The sequence below is a fragment of the Pseudarthrobacter albicanus genome (genome assembly GCF_018224015.1).
GTDB classification, from domain to species: domain Bacteria; phylum Actinomycetota; class Actinomycetes; order Actinomycetales; family Micrococcaceae; genus Arthrobacter; species Arthrobacter albicanus.
Map to the genome: position 1 here is coordinate 12,716 of NZ_JAGPOT010000021.1, position 17,291 is coordinate 30,006.

At 68.5% G+C, this 17,291-nt stretch carries 15 protein-coding genes and 2 tRNA genes; 2 read left to right on the plus strand and 15 right to left on the minus strand.

The features are described from left to right. Positions 1 to 53: 53 nt before the first annotated feature. On the minus strand, positions 54 to 1,061 hold the full coding sequence (locus J9611_RS06510) for a methylenetetrahydrofolate reductase (RefSeq protein WP_246527458.1): 1,008 nt from the start codon (positions 1,059 to 1,061) through the stop codon (positions 54 to 56). Positions 1,062 to 1,656: 595 nt separating this feature from the next. Here J9611_RS06510 and J9611_RS06515 point away from each other — a divergent pair. Together J9611_RS06515 and J9611_RS06520 are read left to right on the plus strand one after the other, a co-directional pair. Continuing rightward, positions 1,657 to 2,397 carry a LamG-like jellyroll fold domain-containing protein gene (locus J9611_RS06515; RefSeq protein ID WP_211878718.1) on the plus strand — a complete coding sequence of 247 codons (741 nt, stop codon included), beginning with the start codon at positions 1,657 to 1,659 and terminating at the stop codon, positions 2,395 to 2,397. An 87-nt stretch (positions 2,398 to 2,484) separates the two neighbouring features. Continuing rightward, complete coding sequence (locus J9611_RS06520) at positions 2,485 to 2,688, plus strand: hypothetical protein (RefSeq protein WP_211878720.1); 204 nt, start codon at positions 2,485 to 2,487, stop codon at positions 2,686 to 2,688. A 77-nt stretch (positions 2,689 to 2,765) separates the two neighbouring features. On the opposite strand, the gene J9611_RS06525 is transcribed toward J9611_RS06520, so the two are convergent. The 14 genes from J9611_RS06525 to obgE form a co-directional block, all read right to left on the minus strand. Further along, the gene (locus tag J9611_RS06525; RefSeq protein WP_211878835.1) at positions 2,766 to 4,031 is read right to left on the minus strand and encodes an ROK family transcriptional regulator; all 1,266 of its coding nucleotides are present in this window, start codon (positions 4,029 to 4,031) and stop codon (positions 2,766 to 2,768) included. Positions 4,032 to 4,165: 134 nt separating this feature from the next. Then, positions 4,166 to 5,335, minus strand: a complete 1,170-nt coding sequence (locus tag J9611_RS06530) for a class I SAM-dependent methyltransferase (protein ID WP_211878722.1) — start codon at positions 5,333 to 5,335, stop codon at positions 4,166 to 4,168. A gap of 23 nt (positions 5,336 to 5,358) precedes the next feature. Next, entirely contained in the window at positions 5,359 to 6,645 is a 1,287-nt protein-coding gene (locus tag J9611_RS06535) for an NAD(P)-binding domain-containing protein (protein ID WP_211878724.1), read from the minus strand. Next, positions 6,575 to 6,925 carry a zinc ribbon domain-containing protein YjdM gene (locus J9611_RS06540; protein WP_211878726.1) on the minus strand — a complete coding sequence of 117 codons (351 nt, stop codon included), beginning with the start codon at positions 6,923 to 6,925 and terminating at the stop codon, positions 6,575 to 6,577. The genes J9611_RS06535 and J9611_RS06540 overlap by 71 nt, the downstream gene beginning before the upstream one ends. 150 nt (positions 6,926 to 7,075) lie before the next feature. Then, entirely contained in the window at positions 7,076 to 9,124 is a 2,049-nt protein-coding gene (locus J9611_RS06545) for a hypothetical protein (protein ID WP_246527459.1), read from the minus strand. A 422-nt stretch (positions 9,125 to 9,546) separates the two neighbouring features. Then, positions 9,547 to 9,619, minus strand: a tRNA-Ala gene (locus J9611_RS06550). Between the two features lie 318 nt (positions 9,620 to 9,937). Beyond that, positions 9,938 to 10,010, minus strand: a tRNA-Ala gene (locus tag J9611_RS06555). Between the two features lie 158 nt (positions 10,011 to 10,168). Beyond that, on the minus strand, positions 10,169 to 10,570 hold the full coding sequence (rsfS, locus tag J9611_RS06560; RefSeq protein ID WP_211878730.1) for a ribosome silencing factor: 402 nt from the start codon (positions 10,568 to 10,570) through the stop codon (positions 10,169 to 10,171). A gap of 107 nt (positions 10,571 to 10,677) precedes the next feature. After that, the gene (locus J9611_RS06565; protein ID WP_211878732.1) at positions 10,678 to 12,018 is read right to left on the minus strand and encodes a hypothetical protein; all 1,341 of its coding nucleotides are present in this window, start codon (positions 12,016 to 12,018) and stop codon (positions 10,678 to 10,680) included. A 7-nt stretch (positions 12,019 to 12,025) separates the two neighbouring features. After that, positions 12,026 to 12,754 (minus strand): nicotinate-nucleotide adenylyltransferase, encoded by a 729-nt coding sequence (gene nadD, locus J9611_RS06570; RefSeq protein WP_211878734.1) that lies wholly within the window; start codon positions 12,752 to 12,754, stop codon positions 12,026 to 12,028. A gap of 13 nt (positions 12,755 to 12,767) precedes the next feature. Next, positions 12,768 to 13,007, minus strand: coding sequence for a hypothetical protein (locus tag J9611_RS06575; RefSeq protein WP_211878736.1), 240 nt, complete (start codon positions 13,005 to 13,007; stop codon positions 12,768 to 12,770). Positions 13,008 to 13,087: 80 nt separating this feature from the next. Continuing rightward, positions 13,088 to 14,440 carry a glutamate-5-semialdehyde dehydrogenase gene (locus J9611_RS06580; protein ID WP_211878738.1) on the minus strand — a complete coding sequence of 451 codons (1,353 nt, stop codon included), beginning with the start codon at positions 14,438 to 14,440 and terminating at the stop codon, positions 13,088 to 13,090. Between the two features lie 26 nt (positions 14,441 to 14,466). Further along, on the minus strand, positions 14,467 to 15,618 hold the full coding sequence (proB, locus tag J9611_RS06585; RefSeq protein WP_211878740.1) for a glutamate 5-kinase: 1,152 nt from the start codon (positions 15,616 to 15,618) through the stop codon (positions 14,467 to 14,469). Positions 15,619 to 15,628: 10 nt separating this feature from the next. Beyond that, entirely contained in the window at positions 15,629 to 17,218 is a 1,590-nt protein-coding gene (gene obgE / locus J9611_RS06590) for a GTPase ObgE (RefSeq protein ID WP_211878741.1), read from the minus strand. Positions 17,219 to 17,291: the final 73 nt, after the last annotated feature.

Consider the following 17,291-nt stretch of genomic DNA (forward strand, 5'->3'; position numbering starts at 1 on the left):
TCCTTTGAAGTCGTGGGTGATTCGTTGGCAGGAGGTGACGAAGTTTGTGGTGCTCAGCTGGCCACTGGCTCGCGGACCGCCGCGGGCCGCCGTGCTGGCTGTTGCCGTCCGGCGGCTTGCCGTCCGGCGGCTTGCACAGCGGCGCGCCGCGGCCGGGGCAGCGCGAGTTTGTCCAGCACCTTCAGGGCTGCGGAGTGTTCGTTGAAGGTGTACAGGTGGATGCCGGGGGCGCCGGCGTCCAGCGCCGCGTTGGCGAGGTCCACGGTGGCGCCGACCCCGATCCGGGTCCGTTCGGCGTCGGTACCGGCGGCGGTGAGCCGATCGATGAGTTCCGGCGGCGGTTCCACACCGGTCAGCTCTGCCAGCCGGGCGAGCCGGCGGAGGCTGGTGAGCGGCATGACGCCCGGAATGATCGGGATGGTCACCCCGGCCCGGCGTGCCCGGGTCAGCAGGTCCGCGTACTGCTCGGTGTGGAAGAAGACCTGGGTGATGGCGAAGTCGGCGCCGGAGCGCTGCTTGGCCAGCAGCACTTCGATGTCGTGCGCAGCACTCGGGGATTCCGGGTGCCGGGTGGGGTACGCGGCGACGCCGACGGCGACCTTGCCGGCGCACAGCAGCGCCGAGCGGCGCTGCTCCACGCGGCGGATGAGTTCGATCAGGTCCTGGGCGTAGCGCAGCGACCCTTCCGGCGGCGTGCCGCCGTCCTTGGGCTGGTCGCCGCGCAGCGCCAGGATGCCGCGCACCCCGACGTCGAGCAGCTCGCCGATGATCTCCGCCAGTTCCTCCGGGGAATTACCCACGCAGGTCAGGTGGGCCAGAGGCCGCAGCGTGGTCTCCTGCACGAGCCGGTTGATGAGCTCGACGGCGGTGCTCCGGTTGGAGCCGCTGGCGCCATAGGTCACGGACACGTAGTCCGGGTCCGTGGTTTCCAGTTCGCCGATGGTGGTCCAGAGCGATTCCGCGGCGGCGGGTGACCGCGGCGGGAACAGCTCATAGGACAGCGCGACAGGCGCCGCGCCGGCAAGATTTGGATGGGTGTCAATAAGGCTTGGTGGAGACATTTGCGTCCTTGGCTGTGAGCCACTGGCGGTGTCAGCGCCGGAAATCCGGGAGCTGTGCCGTCAATGAATTGAGTTTGGGGAACACGGAGGGAACTTCTGCAGGACGCAGCCGCGACTGTTACGCCTGATACGAAGTTGTCCGTGAGCAAATGTCAGGCCCACATGGGGGCACCCACACCCTCCTCGGCCGCCCTGGGGCGGCCTGCAGCGGAGGATCGCTGACACGTTACTGAGGTAACTTGCTTACAACTGTAGGGGCCCCCGCGGGGGCATTCAAGTCGGCTGCCGAATTAAGACGCGGCTTTACGGAACATTTGCGGGGCCGGACAGAATATTGTTCGCGGTCTGGTCCGGTTTGCATGGCCGGGGCGGCGTGCCCTGCCTTCCCGTCCACGCCCGCCCGGCCCCGGGACCGCGGCGGATCCGGCGCATGCCGCACAACGGCCCGGGCATGGTCCCGTGGGTCTGCCCTGAGGCAGGGCATCCGGCTGCGCGGAGGTTTTCTTAGAGTCGAGGCGGGGGCTTGACACGTGTGAACTATCGATATAAGCCCGAAGTCACGGACGACTGTTTGACCAACCCGGAGGGCAGCTCAATGAAACAGCTACAAAGACTGGGGCTTGCCGGCCTGCTTCTGGCGCCACTGCTGGGGGCCGGCCTGACCACTGCAGGGATCGCGTCTGCGGCCACCACAAGCTGCCAGCCCACCGCGCCCGCCCCGACCGACTCCTACCCCGGCACCACCGTCGTGGCCGACAACTTCGAATCGGGAACCCTGGCCCCGTTCATCGTCCACAGCGCCGGAACCGGGACCGCCACGGTCTCTTCAGCACTGGCACTCTCAGGCGGCTGCGCCGGCTACCTGCACGTAACCTCCGACCCCGGCGCCCTGGCCTACCTCTCCGCTCCCCTGCCCGCGGGCACCCCGGCCGCCTACGCAGACGGCTGGTTCAACATCACCACGGCCGGCCTGGCAGGCAGCGACGTACCCTATTTCCGGTTCTTCTCCGGAACCACGCGGATCGCGGACGTCTACCGGTACAACAGCAACGGCCAGCTCTGGCTGCGCGTGACATCACCAACCGGCGCTTCCGTCTATACACGCCTGCTGGCCTCCAGCATCCCCCTGAGCTCCTGGCATCACGTCGTCGCGCACGTCGTGCCCAACACGAGCGCTACAACGATAGAGGTCTGGTTTGACAGCGTCCTCGTCTATTCCAGCAACCAGGTCAGCACCGGATTCACCACCTTGTCGGCCGTGCAGCTCGGCGCCGAACACGCCAGGCAGATGGGTGACAACTACCTCGACGACATCATCGTCAAGAGCGGCTCGTAAAAGCAGGGCCGGGCCGGAGACGGCGTTGGAAGCGGAGACAGGGGCGGGGCCCTCCCCATTGCGCGGGTGCAGGGCTATCCTGTTGCCATGATCCAGCTTCCAGCCAGCTACCAGGAGTACCTCGCGGGCAAGAGCGAGAGTCTCATCAACACCGTCCGGCCGATCCTGATGCAGTCCGCGGCGGACAAACTGCACGGTGTCCGGGTCACCTACAACCGCGGTCCGACCGGCCACCAGGCGCATCTGGACGACACCATCCCCTTCGGCACCGTCATCGAAGACATCGACTGAGGGTACTGCCTGGCTGTAGGGTCGCGGCTGGCCGGCGGGTCCCGGCCGGCTGTCGTGTCCTGCCCGGTCCCCGAGTCCTAACCCTCGAGCAGGAGGCGCTGGGAGCGCGGGGCGAGGGTGTGCTCGAGCACGAGGCACGCCGCGCCGATTGCGCCGACATCCTCTCCGACTCCGGTGCCCACCACCTCGATGGCGTGGATCCTGCGGGTGGCGCTGCTCTCCCTGACGAGGTCCGGGATCCGTTCCAGATACCGCTCGGACAGACAGGACCAGAACGGGCCGCCGAACACCACGCGGTCCACGTCCAGCACGTCGGTGACGGTTGAGACGGCCCGCGCCACAAGCACGGCGGAACGTTCGATGATCTGCCTGGCCTGCCCGTCCCCGGCAGCGGCCTGGGCGCAGAGCCGGACAAAGCGCTCCTGGACCGCCGGTCCGTCTGCGGCGCCGGTGGCGCCGGCGGGATCGGTGGGTTCGGTGGCGCCGACGGGATCGGTGGGGTCGGTGCGGTCGCCGGAACAGGCCAGGATGCCGGCCGACTCGGCCTGGGCCACGAGCACCCGCGGGATGCAGGTGGAATTCACGCAACCGCGCTGCCCGCAGTCGCACGGCGGCCCGCCGGGGTCCACCACGATGTGCCCGATCTCGCCGGCGTTTCCCGAGGTGCCGCGCACCACCTCGTCGTTCAGGACGATTCCGCAGCCGATGCCGGTCCCCATATACAAGAAGATGAAGCTGCCGGCACCGCTGGGACCGCCGGCCCAGGTCTCGGCCACGGCAGCGCTGGTGGCGTCCTTGTCCACGAGAGTGGACAGCCCGGTGGCCGCCGCCAGGGCGTCCCGCAGCGGCACGCGGTGCCAGCCGGGCAGGAGCGGCGGGTCCACTACGATGCCCTCCCCAAGGTCAACGGGGCCCGGCGAAGCGACGCCCAGCCCGGCGATCCTGGCCGCCTCCACGCCGGAATCGTCGATCAGCTGCTTGATCTCGGCGGCAATGGTGCCAATGACGGCGTCCGGGTCCGCGCCGGCCGGAGTCGTGATCCGGGAATGTTTGACCACGGCGCCGACGAGGTCCAGCACCACGAAGGTTGTCACGGCCGGGTCCAGATGGACCCCCACCGCGTACTTTCCGGAGGAGTTCAGGCGCAGCATGGTCCGCGGCTTGCCCGGACCGGTGCCTTCCTTGCCCGCCTCCACGATCAGGTTCTGGTCCAGCAGCCGGCGGGAAATATTGGAGACCGTCTGCGGGGACAGCCCGACGAGCTGGGCCAGCTCCACCCGGCTCAGGCCGGCCGGGGCGCGCCGGATGGCATCCAGGATGACGGTGAGGTTGAAGTCACCCATGCGGGGCAGATTCGTTCCGCGCCGTGGTGAGGGCCGGCGGATCTCAGTCACTGATACCCCCTGGACGTCGTCGGTTTAGCAGTGCTGATCCCAGCATGGCACGTTACGCGCGGGCATGCGCCCACCCGCCGCCTTTACGCTCCGGCAGTTTTCCTGGTGCTTGCCGTCACGGTGAATTTCGGGTTCCTGCCCACCTCACGGGTGGGGCCGATCAGGCGTTCCAGCGCGGGCCGGTAGTGCAGGTGGCTGTTGAACACCGTCCACAGTTCCCCGCCCGGGGCCAGGACGCGTCCCGCCGCGTGGATCATCTTGATTCCGGCCCCGGCGTGCACGGCGGCCCCCAGGTGGAAGGGCGGGTTCAGGAGGACAAGGTCGGCACTCCCCTGCGGCAACGAGCTGAGGGCGTCATCCTGGAGGACGTCGATCCGGTCCTGGAGCCCGTTGGCCCGGGCCGTAGCGAAGGCGGAGTCGACGGCGGCGGCCGACTGGTCGGTGGCCGTGACCCGCGCGTCGGGGTTGCTGCGCGCGTACATCGCCGCAAGGATTCCGGTGCCGCAGCCCAGGTCGATGGCGTGCCGGGCGTGCGGCATCCGGGGCAGGAAGTCCAGCAGGAACCGCGTTCCGATGTCCAGGCCCGTGCCGGCGAAGACGGCGCCGCGGGCACAGACTGTCAGGCCCAGCTCGGCGTTCAATTCGATGACGGGAAACGGCGGAGCACCGGTGGCCGGCCTGGGTCCGCTGGCCAGCAGGATCCGTGATTTCTGCCGGGCGAGCTGGGGCTGGACCGTGCCGAAATAGCGCTCCAGGACCGCGTTCATGCCCCGGCTCATGTGTTTGACCCTGCCACCGGCCAACAGCACGACGCCGGGTGCGGCGTGGCGGGCCACGGCGTCGGCGATTTCCTCCAGCTCAGCCAGCGACTTCGGCAGCTGCAGCAGCACCACCGACGCGCCCGCCAGGAGGGCCGCTCCCAGCGGGAGCTGTTCGAAGCCGCCGGTGATGCCGAGGGCTTCGGCGTTATGGCGCAGCGCGCGCTCGCCGGTGATGAGGTCCTGGTGCACCCGCACCGGATGGTTTTCGGCACCGGCACCGGCAGCGGAGACAGACTCGAGGGTCAGCGCGCCGAGGGTCAGGGCGCCGTAGCGGTCCCCCACGACGGCGGGCATGCTGCCGGGTCCCAGGAGGCCGGCCGCGGTGTCCAGCAGGAGCTTGTCCGTGGCATCCCAGGCCTGGAGGTTCGCTGCCTCGACGTCGGGGAACCTCCTGAGCCGGGAGATGAGGGTTTCAAGCGTGTTGTCAGCCACGTTCGCTGTGCCGCCTAGTCTGTTCAGGCCTGGGTGTTCAGGCTTGGGTGTTCAGGGCCGACAGCCGACTCATCCTGCGCCGCCAGCATCTTCGCGATGCCCGTCACGGCGGCCCTGCCGGCCCGGTTGGCGCCGATTGTCGAGGACGAGGGGCCGTAGCCGACCAGGTGGACCCGCGGCTCCACAGCCACGCGGGTGCCGTCCATCGCGATTCCGCCGCCGGGCCCGCGCAGATGGAGCGGGGCAAGGTGTTCGAGCTCGGCCCGGAAACCGGTGGCCCACAGGATCACGCCGGCGGCCAGGAAGCTCCCGTCGGCCAGCCGCACGCCGTCGGGCTCGATCCCGGTGAACATCGGGTGCCGCTCGAGCACGCCGCGGGCGGCGGCGGCGCGAAGTGCCGGGGTCCAGATCAGCCCGGTCACCGCGACGACGCTCTGCGGCGGAAGCCCCTGGCGCACGCGCTCCTCGACGAGGGCGACGGCGTCGTGGCCCGCCTGCCGGTCGAAGGCTTCGTCCCGCCAGACCGGTTCCCGGCGGGTGAACCACGTGGTGCTGGTGACCTGGGAGATCTCGTCGAGCAGGCCGACGGCCGAGATGCCGCCGCCGACCACGATCACGTGGCGGCCGCGGAATTCTTCGGCAGAAACGTAGTCCGCGACGTGGAGCTGCCGCCCCCGGAAGGTCGCCTGGCCCGGGTAGATGGGCCAGAAGGGCCGGGTCCAGGTGCCGGTGGCGTTGATCACGGCCCGGGCGGACCACCCGCCGCGGGAGGTGGTGATCCGCAGGCGTCCGGCAGCATCCTCGTCCTCCCGGCGGACGGCGCGGACCTGGACCGGCCGCTCGATGGCCAGTGCCAGGTCCTGCTCGTAGCCGCCGAAGTAGCGGGTGAGGAAACTTGAGCTGGCCTCGGCCGGGTCGACGTCCGGCTGCGCGATGCCGGGAAGGTCGCTGATGCCGTTCACCGTGGCCATCAGCAGGCTCTTCCAGCGGTGCCGCCAGGCCCCGCCCGGGCCGTCCTCGGCGTCGAGCACGGTGTACGTCCGGGGCGCGGCGGCGCCGGCGGCCGCCCCCGCCTCCGTCGTCGCGGCCCCTGTTGCCGCGGTCCCGGCGGGGACGAAGCCGCGGCGCTGCAGGTGGTAGGCGGCGGAGAGCCCGGCCTGCCCCGCGCCGATCACGACGACGTCGGCGGACCGCAGCTTGCCGTCGGCTGTGCTCAGGGCGGTAATGGCGGTGGCTCCGTCAGATCGTCTTGACGACGCTGGACTTGAGCTGCATGGGGCCGAAACCGTCGACCTTGCAGTCGATGTCATGGTCGCCGACGCCGTTGACGAGGCGGATGCCGCGGACCTTCGTGCCCACCTTGATGGGGGCGGAGCTGCCCTTGACCTTGAGGTCCTTGATGACGGTGACAGTGTCCCCGTCAGCCAGGATATTGCCGACCGCGTCCTTGATGGTGGCGTCGGCGGGTTCTTCCCCGGTGTCCGCGGCCGGGGACCATTCATGCGCGCACTCCGGGCAGACCAGGAGCGCCCCCATCTCGTAGGTGTATTCGCTGGCGCATTCGGGGCACGGCGGCAGGGTCTCGTTCACATGCCCAATAATAGTCGGGGCCGGCGACGTGGGCCCCCGACGCGAGGAAACCTCCGGGCGGGAGGACTTTCTTGGCAAGTGCACCCGGATCCGGAGGTCTCAACAACTTCCATCGAAGCTGCGCTTGGAGTCATTCCTCACTCATCTGCATCACGAAATGCGAGTGCCGGTGACCGGTGACCAGGAGATTTGCCCTCCCTGGTAACTCTGGGCGACGCTGCCGCCGCCGATGGGATGCTCGTCGGAGGTCGGGTAGCCCAGACGGCCGTTGAGGAAACCCGTGGACGCCCACGCTATACGGATGGCACCGCCTGTGGGATGCGCGCCCGTGCCAGCCGACCAGATGATCGCCCCGCCCTGGTAGTTCTGATAGCAGCCGCCGCCGGGCTGCCCGCAGACAACGTCGCCGGTGGGATAGCGCAGGAATCCGCTCAGGAACCCTGTCCTGGCCCAGGCCGCCCGGACGTCCCCGGATGTGGGGTGCGCGCCCGTGCCGGCCGACCAGATGATCGCCCCGCCCTGGTAGTTCTGATAGCAGCCGCCGCCGGGCTGCCCGCAGACAACGTCGCCGGTGGGATAGCGCAGGAATCCGCTCAGGAACCCTGTCCTGGCCCAGGCCGCCCGGACGTCCCCGGATGTGGGGTGCGCGCCCGTGCCGGCCGACCAGATGATCGCCCCGCCCTGGTAGTTCTGATAGCAGCCGCCGCCGGGCTGCCCGCAGACAACGTCGCCGGTGGGATAGCCCATGAATCCGCTCAGGAACCCTGTCCGGGCCCAGGCCGCCCGGACGTCCCCGGATGTGGGGTGCGCGCCCGTGCCGGCCGACCAGATGATCGCCCCGCCCTGGTAGTTCTGATAGCAGCCGCCGCCGGGCTGCCCGCAGACAACGTCGCCGGTGGGATAGCGCAGGAATCCGCTCAGGAACCCTGTCCGGGCCCAGGCCGCCCGGACGTCCCCGGACGTGGGGTGCGCGCCCGTGGCAGCCGACCAGATGATCGCCCCGCCCTGGTAGTTCTGATAGCAGCCGCCGCCGGGCTGCCCGCAGACAACGTCGCCGGTGGGATAGCCCATGAATCCGGTCAGGAACCCTGTCCGGGCCCAGGCCGCGCGGACGTCCCCGGATGTGGGGTGCGCGCCCGTGGCAGCCGACCAGATGATCGCCCCGCCCTGGTAGTTCTGATAGCAGCCGCCGCCGGGCTGCCCGCAGACAACGTCGCCGGTGGGATAGCCCATGAATCCGGTCAGGAACCCTGTCCGGGCCCAGGCCGCGCGGACGTCCCCGGATGTGGGGTGCGCGCCCGTGGCAGCCGACCAGATGATCGCCCCGCCCGGGTAGTCCTGATAGCAGCCGCCGCCGGGCTGCCCGCAATTTATCGGCGCGGTTGACGTCCCGAGATCGGGGTTCGCGGCCGCCACGGCCTGGATGTCGGTCGTGGCCGCGGGCGGGACGGTGCCGCCCCCTCCGCCCCCTCCGCCGCCGCCGGGACCGGGGAGGATGCCGGGTACCGGTCCGGGAGTTCCGGAGCCGCTGTTGATGATGACGTCATCGACGTAGAGGTCACCCTTTTGCTGATCGTGTTCGGCCCCGAGCTGCACGGTGTCGAACCTAGGTGCAGTGATGTTGACCTTGTTGCTGGCAAAGACAGACTGCCCGTCCCACCAGATCTGTACCCCGGTCGAGGTGCCCTTGGGAACGACGTGCATCACCAGATGGTGCCAGGTACCCAGAGCAACCGTGGGAACGACAGTGGTGTAGATGAACCCCGTGGGGGACGTCACCCGGACCACGAGATCATTGGAGATGTTATGCCGGAAGACATCCAGGTATCGGATGCCGCCGGAAAAGAAGCGGAAATACGGAACGTCGTTCCCTGCCACACCCTCTTTGGCGACATTGAACCAGCCGTCCGCGTACGCCTCCTTCATCCCGGACGTCAGGCCTACGGACATTTTGGCGATCGAACCGTTGTCCGTGGTTGCATGCAGGAAGGCCGAGCAGCCCGGAGAGTGCGAAGATGCCGAGGAGACCGAGACGGTTCCCGTAACCGCGGTGAAGGGTGTGAACGGGGACAGAGTTCCCGATTCGAAGTTGGTCGCTGCCGCCGTCTTCCCCGGATAAGGATCCGTGGGTGCGGGAGTACCGGGCTTGCAGGACACGGCCGCCACGGCCGCTTCGCCATTGAATGCTATGGTGCCCATCAGCGGCAGGGCGAGCGCTAGTGCAAGACCCAGCCGAGATAGTCGCCTCACTGATCGAGGCCATGTGTGCTCGCGCATTTTAGAGACCCACTTCCGACCGTCTATCGACAATTGGTCATTGCCACGAAACTAGACGCCGGAGCACGGCGGCGCACGAGTAGCGGCTACTCGAATACAGGTAGCTCCTACGCAGCTTCCACTTGGATCGAGGCCCAGTAGGGATAGGACAAGGAGATCACGGTACACAACGCGAAGAGGTGGGGTGGCCTCGACGGAATCCCCCGAAACCCGGCAGGTCCGCAGCAGATCCCCGGGGACAACGAAACGAGCCACCCAAGCGGATGGCTCGTTTCGTATTCAAATTGCTGAGGCCCCGCTCAAGCGCATGGACTTTGTCCACGTTCCGAGCAGTGCCTTTACGGTGGAGCTGAGGGGACTCGAACCCCTGACCCCCTGCATGCCATGCAGGTGCGCTACCAGCTGCGCCACAGCCCCGAAATTGACGGGAAAGAACTCTCTTCCCGAAAGCAACCTGATCAGCTTAAACCATATTTCCTGCAGACGCGAATCGACGTTCGTTCTGGTGAAAAACCAGTGGAAAAGCAGCGAAAAGACTCTTGACCAACCGGCGACGCGGTCGCGGGGCACTTTGACAGGGACACGCCGTCGTTCAGCACTCTCCAGTGCCATTATGGGTCCAAAGTCCCCCGGGACGGCGCCAGCCCGGACGGCGCCAGCCCGGACGGCGACCGAAGGGGCGGCCGCGGGCATAAAAAATCCGCCGGAATCTTTCGATTCCGGCGGATTATCCGGTGGAGCTGAGGGGACTCGAACCCCTGACCCCCTGCATGCCATGCAGGTGCGCTACCAGCTGCGCCACAGCCCCGAATTTTCGTTGCCCCGGCTCCGCCCGCTGACGCGTCCGGCTCCGGTACTTTGTCCGGATCTCTCCGAAGCAACTCAAATATCTTAGAACAGCCTTTCCGAAAATTCCAAATCGGGCATATTCAGGCTGGTGCTGTTCAGGCCGTTCCGTCCGTGCGGTTACTCCGTTTCGGTGCCGGCAGCCGCCTTCGCCGAGGCATCGTCTCCGAGCTGGAGATCGACGACGGGGCAATCCTTCCACAGGCGCTCCAGCGCGTAGAACACACGGTCTTCCTCGTGCTGGACGTGGATGACGACGTCGGAGTAGTCCAGCAGGACCCAGCGGCCGCCGGAGCGGCCTTCGCGGCGCGTGGGCTTGAGGTCGAACTTGGAGAGTTCTTCCTCGACGCCGTCGACGATGGCGTTGACCTGGCGTTCGCTGGGCGCCGAGGCGATCAGGAAGACGTCGGCCAGCGCAAGACGCTCGCTGACGTCCAGGGCGACGATGTCATCGGCCAGCTTCTCAGCGGCAGCTCGGGCTGCGTGGCGGGCTGTGGCGATGGATGAATCGGTTGCAGTCATGGGACTCCTTGTTGTGATGTAAAACTGTTGAGGTGTGAAAGCTTGTTGTCCCGGCGCTGTGTTTCGAGCGCTGGCGTGCTGGTGCCTGCGCTGGCCAGGCTGCGGAACTAGCGTCCCAGGCTGGTGATGATCAGCGTGATGCCGGCGACGAGGGCAAGAACGCCCAGGGCCAGCACCGCCACCTGGATCATCCGGAGGCGGCGGGCCCGGCCGAGACCGGCCGTGGCCGCATCGAGCGGATCTAGCCCATAGGCTGAACTTGCGGCCACCGGCGCCCGGCCCGCAAACTGCTCCTCCGACTCCGGCGCCGAGGCGGTCCCGGGGGTGCCGCTTGAGGACGCTGCCAGCCCGGATGCTGCCCTTGCGGCAGCCTCCGCACGGGCCAGCACCCCGGCCCGGCCGGTCGTGGGGCGGGGGCCCCGCTGCAGCGAAAACCCGGGGCGACGCGTGCCGGACTTCCGGGGGTTCTCCACCCGGGGGCCCGGGTTGGTAACGACCGGAACATAGGACGTGGCAGGGCGCTTCATGACCGGCCGCTCCACGCCAGGGACCTCGACGAATTCCAGCGGCGTGACCATGGCCAGGTTGCTGGCGGTCGACGGGTCGCTGCGTACCGGGGCCGGCCGGCTGTTTTGTTCGGCCAGCTTCTGCTTGGCCGCGGCGCGGCGGTTCAGCACCGCGGCGCGCTCAGCCAGCGCAATCTGTTCGGCGAGCACATCCGGATCGACGGCGTCGGGATCCGTGGCAGCGATGTGCTCCATTTTTGCGACCTGGTTGTGGGCCTGCCGGGCCAGGAGTTCCCGGGCCGCCAGGGCCTGTTCCACGGTCATCCCCTCCGGCGGCGGCCCTCCGGTGCGCAGCGTGCCGCCGGCCGATTCCTGCCCCAGGGCGGGCCCTGGGGCGGGCCGGGGGGCCTGGCCGGGGGTCGGGGCGCCGGGCTGGCCGCCGGACCGGGGCGCCGGTCCGTTACCCGCCCCGGGATGCGCGACGACCGGGGTGGCCCGGGTCCGCGGCGAGACCGGAACGATCAGATTGGCGGCGGTGGCCGGAGCCGTTTCGGCCGCCAGTTGCAGCAGGCGGAGCTGGCGCCGGGTGGGCGCTCCTCCCGGTGCGAGATGGCCCTCTTTCTCCGCAAGTTCCTTAATGGTGCGCAGTGTGGCCCGGTCCCGCGCCCGGACCTGCGAGGAGCGTTCGGCGGAAGAGTGTTCGGCGGAGGACTGGGCGCGGACCGAGTCGGCGGGGCCTTCCGCCATCCGGCGGCTCCGGCCGGCGGGTTCGGCGGCAGCAGGCCCGGCGGGGTCAACGGGGGCAGGTGTCGAGGCAGGTTTTGCGGCAGCCGGAACCACGCCGGGACCCGTGGTGCCGGGCTCCTGGTTCGCTTCCACGCGTTCGGCTCTGGCCTGGCGCAATTCGCGCCGGCTGCGGACGGGAGGCTGTTCCTGACTCATGGCAAACTCATTCAGTGCGGGCTGGTTGGATTATCTCGATGGCCGGGTCATGCCGCGCGTCGATCCCCGCAGCTTCGCCCTCCGCAGGAATATGCTCCGCAGGAAAGTGCCCAGCAGCGCCGCTCGCGGCGTCGGCCCGGCCTTCGTAAAGGCCATACTTGGCGATGTACTGCACCACGCCGTCGGGCACGAGATACCAGACAGGGTTTCCGGCCGCCACCCGGGCACGGCAGTCCGTCGATGAGATGGCCATGGCCGGGACCTCCAGCAGGCTGACGTCCTTCCGGCCCATGCCGTCCAGCACGTGGCCCGGCCTGGTCACGCCCACGAAGTGCGCCAGCGACCACAGCTCGTCGATGTCTTTCCAGGAAAGAATCTGGGCCATCGCGTCCGCGCCGGTGATGAAGAAGAGGTCGGCGTCCGGGCGCAGGGTGCGCAGGTCACGCAGCGTGTCGATCGTGTACGTGGGCCCCGGCCGGTCCACGTCTACCCTGCTGACGGTGAAGCGCGGGTTCGAGGCCGTCGCGATGACAGTCATGAGGTACCGGTGCTCGGCCTCGCTGACCTTCCTGCTTGACTTCTGCCAGGGCTGGCCGGTGGGCACGAACACCACTTCGTCCAGGCCGAACTTGGACGCGACCTCGCTGGCCGCGACAAGGTGGCCGTGGTGGATCGGATCGAAAGTTCCGCCCATCACGCCCAGGCGCAGGCGGCGCGTGGCGCCGCTCTGCTTCATGGTGGCGGAAATATTAGTGGCCCTGCCCGTGATCGTGCTTGTTGGGGTGCTGGCGGTGCGGATCCGCATGCTCATCGGCGGCCTCGTGGCGCCTGCCCAGGTTTGAGTAGGACAGGGTGATGAACATCATGACGAGCAGGACCGCGAACATCGAGGCGCCAATGACAAACGGCGGTGCAATCAGCGGTGCCAGTTCCTCATGCCCGGATTCGCCGGCGGCGGCGACGAATGTGGCGATCTGCTGCAACAGCATGTTCTCCCCTAGTTGAGTTCAGGATGTGACGACGGCGGATGTCCCTGCCGTCCGTTCTTCCGTTCCATGTTACAGCGTTGCTAGCCCCTGATCTGGCCCTCGCCCTGCACAATCCACTTCGTGGTGGTCAGCTCGGTGAGTCCCATGGGCCCGCGGGCGTGCAGCTTCTGGGTGGAGATCCCCACCTCGGCGCCGAGGCCCAGCTCGCCGCCGTCGGTGAACCGGGTGGAGGCGTTCACGATCACCGCGGCCGAATCGACCTCCGCGATGAAGCGCTCGGCGTTGGCGAGGTCGTTGGTCAGGATGGCCTCGGTGTGCCCGGTGGACCAGGTCCGGATGTGCTTGACGGCGTCATCCAGGCTGTCCACCATGGCCACGGCAAGGTCCAGGTCCATGTATTCCATGGCCCAGTCCTCCTCGGTGGCGGGCACGGAGTCGATCGACGCCGGGAGGGCGGCGCGGATCCGCTCGTCCGCGTGCAGCCTGACGCCGGCCGCGCGGAGGGCCGCGGCGACGGCGGGCAGCACGGTGGACGAGGAGTGCACGAGTAGCGTCTCCACCGCGTTGCACACGCTGGGCCGCTGGGTCTTGGCGTTGAGCAGGATGTCCACGGCCATTTCCTCGGTGGCGGAGGCGTCCAGGTAGATGTGCACGTTGCCTTCGCCGGTCTCGATGACCGGAACGGAGGCGTTGGTGACGACGGACTGGATCAGTTCGCGGCCGCCCCGGGGAATGAGGACGTCCACCCGGCCGCGGGCGCGCATGAGCGCGTTGGCACCTTCGCGGCCGTACTGGTCCACGCTCTGGACGGCGTCGGCCGGCAGCCCTGCCGATTCCAGGGCGTCGCGGAGGATTGTGACGAGGGCGGCGTTGGTGGCTGCGGCAGCGGTGCCCCCGCGCAGGATCACGGCGTTGCCGCTCTTGAGGGCGAGCCCGGCGATATCCACGGTGACGTTCGGCCGGGCCTCGTAGATGGCCGCCACGACGCCCATCGGCACGTTGATCTGGCGCAGGCGCAGGCCGTTGGGCAGCGTCTGGCCGCGGACCACGTTGCCGACCGGATCGGGCAGGGTGGCCAGGTTTTCCATGGCGGCGGCCAGCGCATCGATCCGGCTGCCAGTGAGGGTCAGCCGGTCCAGCAGGGCCGCGCTGGTGCCGTTGGCCCGGCCGGCGGCGACGTCCCTGGCGTTGGCGGCCAGGATCTGGCTCTTGCTCTCGAGCAGCGCGGCGCTGATGGCGCGCAGGCCGAGGTCCTTCCACGCACGGTTGGCGCGCGCCATCCTGCGGGCGGCGTGGCGGGAGCGGTCGGCGATGGCGTGGACGGCCGTTTCAACCTCCGCCGGAGTGGAGATGTTCCCCTGCTCCGCCGCGGGAGGAAGCTGCGTAGAATCGTCGGAATTGCCAGCGGCCTGGTGAACTATTGCCTCAGTCATCCTTCAAGTCTAGGCGAGTGGACCGCTCAGACCAGCACCAGGTCGTCCACATGAACAACCTCACGGTCGAACCCACGGCCCAGGGACTCGCCGAGTTCCACGGTGGAGCGGCCCAGCATCTGCGGCAGTTCCGCGGCGGAATAGTTGACCAGCCCGCGGGCGATCACCGTGCCGTCACCGGACACCATCTCCACGGCGTCACCGGCTTCAAAGGTTCCCTCCACTGATGATATTCCGGCGGGGAGCAGCGAGGTGTGATTGTCCCGCACTGCCCGCACGGCGCCGTCGTCGAGGAAGAGCCGGCCCTGGACGTGCGCCAGGTGGGCGAGCCACATCATCCGTACGGATTTGCGGCCGCCGTTGACGGTGAACCAGGTCCCCACGTCCTCACCCGCCAGGGCGGCTGCGGCGTTGGCTGTTGAGGTGACCAGGGCCGGGATGCCGGAATCGGCAGCCATGGTGGCCGCCTCGACCTTGGTCTGCATCCCGCCGGTGCCCACGCCTGCCTTGCCCGGCTTGCCGATGGACACGCCCTCGAGATCCTCGGGGCCATCCACCTGCGGAATGCGCTTGGCGCCCTTGGCTGGCGGGCCGTCGTACAGCGAGTCGACATCCGAGAGCAGCACCAGGGCGTCGGCCCGGACCAGATGCGCCACGAGGGCTGAGAGTCTGTCGTTGTCGCCGAAGCGGATCTTGTGCGTGGCCACAGTGTCGTTCTCATTGACCACCGGCACGACGCCGAGGTTGAGCAGCCGGTTCAGGGCACGGAATGCGTTCGCATGGTGGCTGCGCCGCATCAGGTCATCAGCGGTCAGCAGAACCTGGCTGACGGTGACGCCGTGGGCCCCGAACGCCTGGGTGTAGCGGGCCATGAGCAGTCCCTGCCCCACACTGGCGGCGGCCTGCTGGGTGGCGAGGTCACGCGGCCGCTTCATCAGGCCCAGGGGGGCCAGCCCTGCCGAGATGGCTCCCGAGGACACGAGGATGATCTCCGTGCCGGCGATCGCCTTCGCCGCCAGGGCATCCGAAAGCCCGGTGAGGGCCTCTTCCGAAATCCCGCCCTTGATGCTGGTGAGCGATGACGATCCGACCTTGACCACAATCCGGCGGGCCCGGGCGAGCACCCTGCGATCGTCGATCTTCGGTTCCTCGATGAATATTGCGGAATTTTCAGTCACTTCTGCGGTCTCACTCCTCATCGTCGGCGGCCAGTCCACTCTCCTTGAGCGGCTTGGCGGCCCGGCGTCCGCTGACGGATTCGGTCCAGATGCCGGCCTTGCGTTCGGCTTCGAGCTCCGCGCGGGCGGCGGCCTTGGCCTCGCGGCGCTCGACCTGCTCGTCGCGCTTCTGCCCGCGGGTGGGGCGGTCGCCGATATCGGCGAAGCGGACGTCGGTGCCGCGCGGGGCGGCCAGCAGCTCGGCGCCGGCCATCATGGTCGGCTCCCAGTCGAAGACGACGCCGTCGTCCTCGCCGATCACGACCATGTCGCCCGGCGTGGCGCCCTTCTTGAACAGTTCGTTTTCGACGCCGAGCTTGGCGAGGCGGTCCGCGAGGTAGCCGATCGCTTCCTCGTTGGTGAAGTCGGTCTGCTTGACCCAGCGCACCGGCTTGTCACCGATGACGCGGAACAGCGGCTCCAGGTTCTTCTCTTCGCGGCGGATCAGGAAGCCGGATTCGTTGACGGCGCGGGGCTTCAGCACCGGCGCGTGCACCTTGGGCGGTGCGGCGGCGACGGCGTCGCGGGCTGCCTTGACGATCTCACCCATGGCGAAGCCGAGCTGGCGGAGGCCTTCGTGGCTCGTGGCGGAGACTTCAAAGACCTTGTAGCCGCGGGATTCCAGTTCCGGGCGGACGAACCCGGCCATGTCCTTGCCGTCCGGCAGGTCCACCTTGTTCAGGGCGACCAGTCGGGGGCGGTGGTTCAGCGGCACGACTTCGCCGTCGGTTCCGCTGTAGCTCATGTCCACCGCGTACTTCTCAAGCTCGGCCTCGATGATGGCCAGGTCGGAGAGCGGGTCACGGTCCGATTCGAGCGTGCCGCAGTCCAGGACGTGCACCAGGGCGGCGCAGCGCTCGACGTGGCGCAGGAAGTGGTGGCCGAGGCCCTTGCCCTCGCTGGCGCCCTCGATCAGGCCCGGGACGTCGGCGATGGTGAAGCGTACTTCGCCGGCCTGGACGACGCCCAGGTTCGGGATCAGCGTGGTGAACGGGTAGTCCGCGATCTTGGGGCGCGCGGCGGACATCGCGGCGATGAGGCTGGACTTGCCGGCCGAGGGGAATCCCACGAGGGCGATGTCCGCGATGGACTTCAATTCCAGCACGATGTCGCTGGAGTCGCCTTCGATGCCGAGCAGGGCGAAGCCGGGGGCGCGGCGCTTCTGCGAGGACAGCGAGGCGTTGCCGAGGCCGCCGATGCCGCCGGCTGCGGCAATGAATTCCGTGCCTTCGCCCACGAGGTCGGCCAGGACCTGCCCGTCCTTGGACTTGACCACGGTGCCCTCGGGGACCGGAAGGATCAGGGTTTCGCCGCTCTTGCCGCCGCGCCAGTCGCCCATGCCGGGGCCGCCGTTGGTGGCGTGGCGGTGCGGGGCATGGTGGTAGTCGAGCAGGGTGGTGGTCTGCGGGTCGACCCGCAGGATGACGTCGCCGCCGTTGCCGCCGTTGCCGCCGTCGGGTCCGCCGAGGGGCTTGAACTTCTCCCGGTGGACGGAGACACAGCCGTGGCCGCCGGTACCGCCGGATACGTGCAGTACTACCCGGTCTACAAAGCTCGCCACGTGGATCTCCTCAGTGCTGTTCCTCAGGTCCACAAAGGGGCCCAAGATGATTGTAATGCGGTTAAAACACCGG

Excerpts from the sequence above, each read along its gene's own strand:
- J9611_RS06525 (WP_211878835.1), bottom strand. The coding sequence starts at position 4,031 with ATGGGTGACTTCAACCTCACCGTCATCCTGGATGCCATCCGGCGCGCC.
- J9611_RS06515 (WP_211878718.1), top strand. The coding sequence starts at position 1,657 with ATGAAACAGCTACAAAGACTGGGGCTTGCCGGCCTGCTTCTGGCGCCA.
- J9611_RS06510 (WP_246527458.1), bottom strand. The coding sequence starts at position 1,061 with ATGTCTCCACCAAGCCTTATTGACACCCATCCAAATCTTGCCGGCGCG.
- rsfS (WP_211878730.1), bottom strand. The coding sequence starts at position 10,570 with ATGACTGCAACCGATTCATCCATCGCCACAGCCCGCCACGCAGCCCGA.
- J9611_RS06545 (WP_246527459.1), bottom strand. The coding sequence starts at position 9,124 with ATGGGCACCATAGCATTCAATGGCGAAGCGGCCGTGGCGGCCGTGTCC.
- nadD (WP_211878734.1), bottom strand. The coding sequence starts at position 12,754 with ATGAAGCAGAGCGGCGCCACGCGCCGCCTGCGCCTGGGCGTGATGGGC.
- J9611_RS06565 (WP_211878732.1), bottom strand. The coding sequence starts at position 12,018 with ATGAGTCAGGAACAGCCTCCCGTCCGCAGCCGGCGCGAATTGCGCCAG.
- J9611_RS06580 (WP_211878738.1), bottom strand. The coding sequence starts at position 14,440 with ATGACTGAGGCAATAGTTCACCAGGCCGCTGGCAATTCCGACGATTCT.
- J9611_RS06535 (WP_211878724.1), bottom strand. The coding sequence starts at position 6,645 with ATGACATCGACTGCAAGGTCGACGGTTTCGGCCCCATGCAGCTCAAGT.
- J9611_RS06520 (WP_211878720.1), top strand. The coding sequence starts at position 2,485 with ATGATCCAGCTTCCAGCCAGCTACCAGGAGTACCTCGCGGGCAAGAGC.
- J9611_RS06575 (WP_211878736.1), bottom strand. The coding sequence starts at position 13,007 with ATGCTGTTGCAGCAGATCGCCACATTCGTCGCCGCCGCCGGCGAATCC.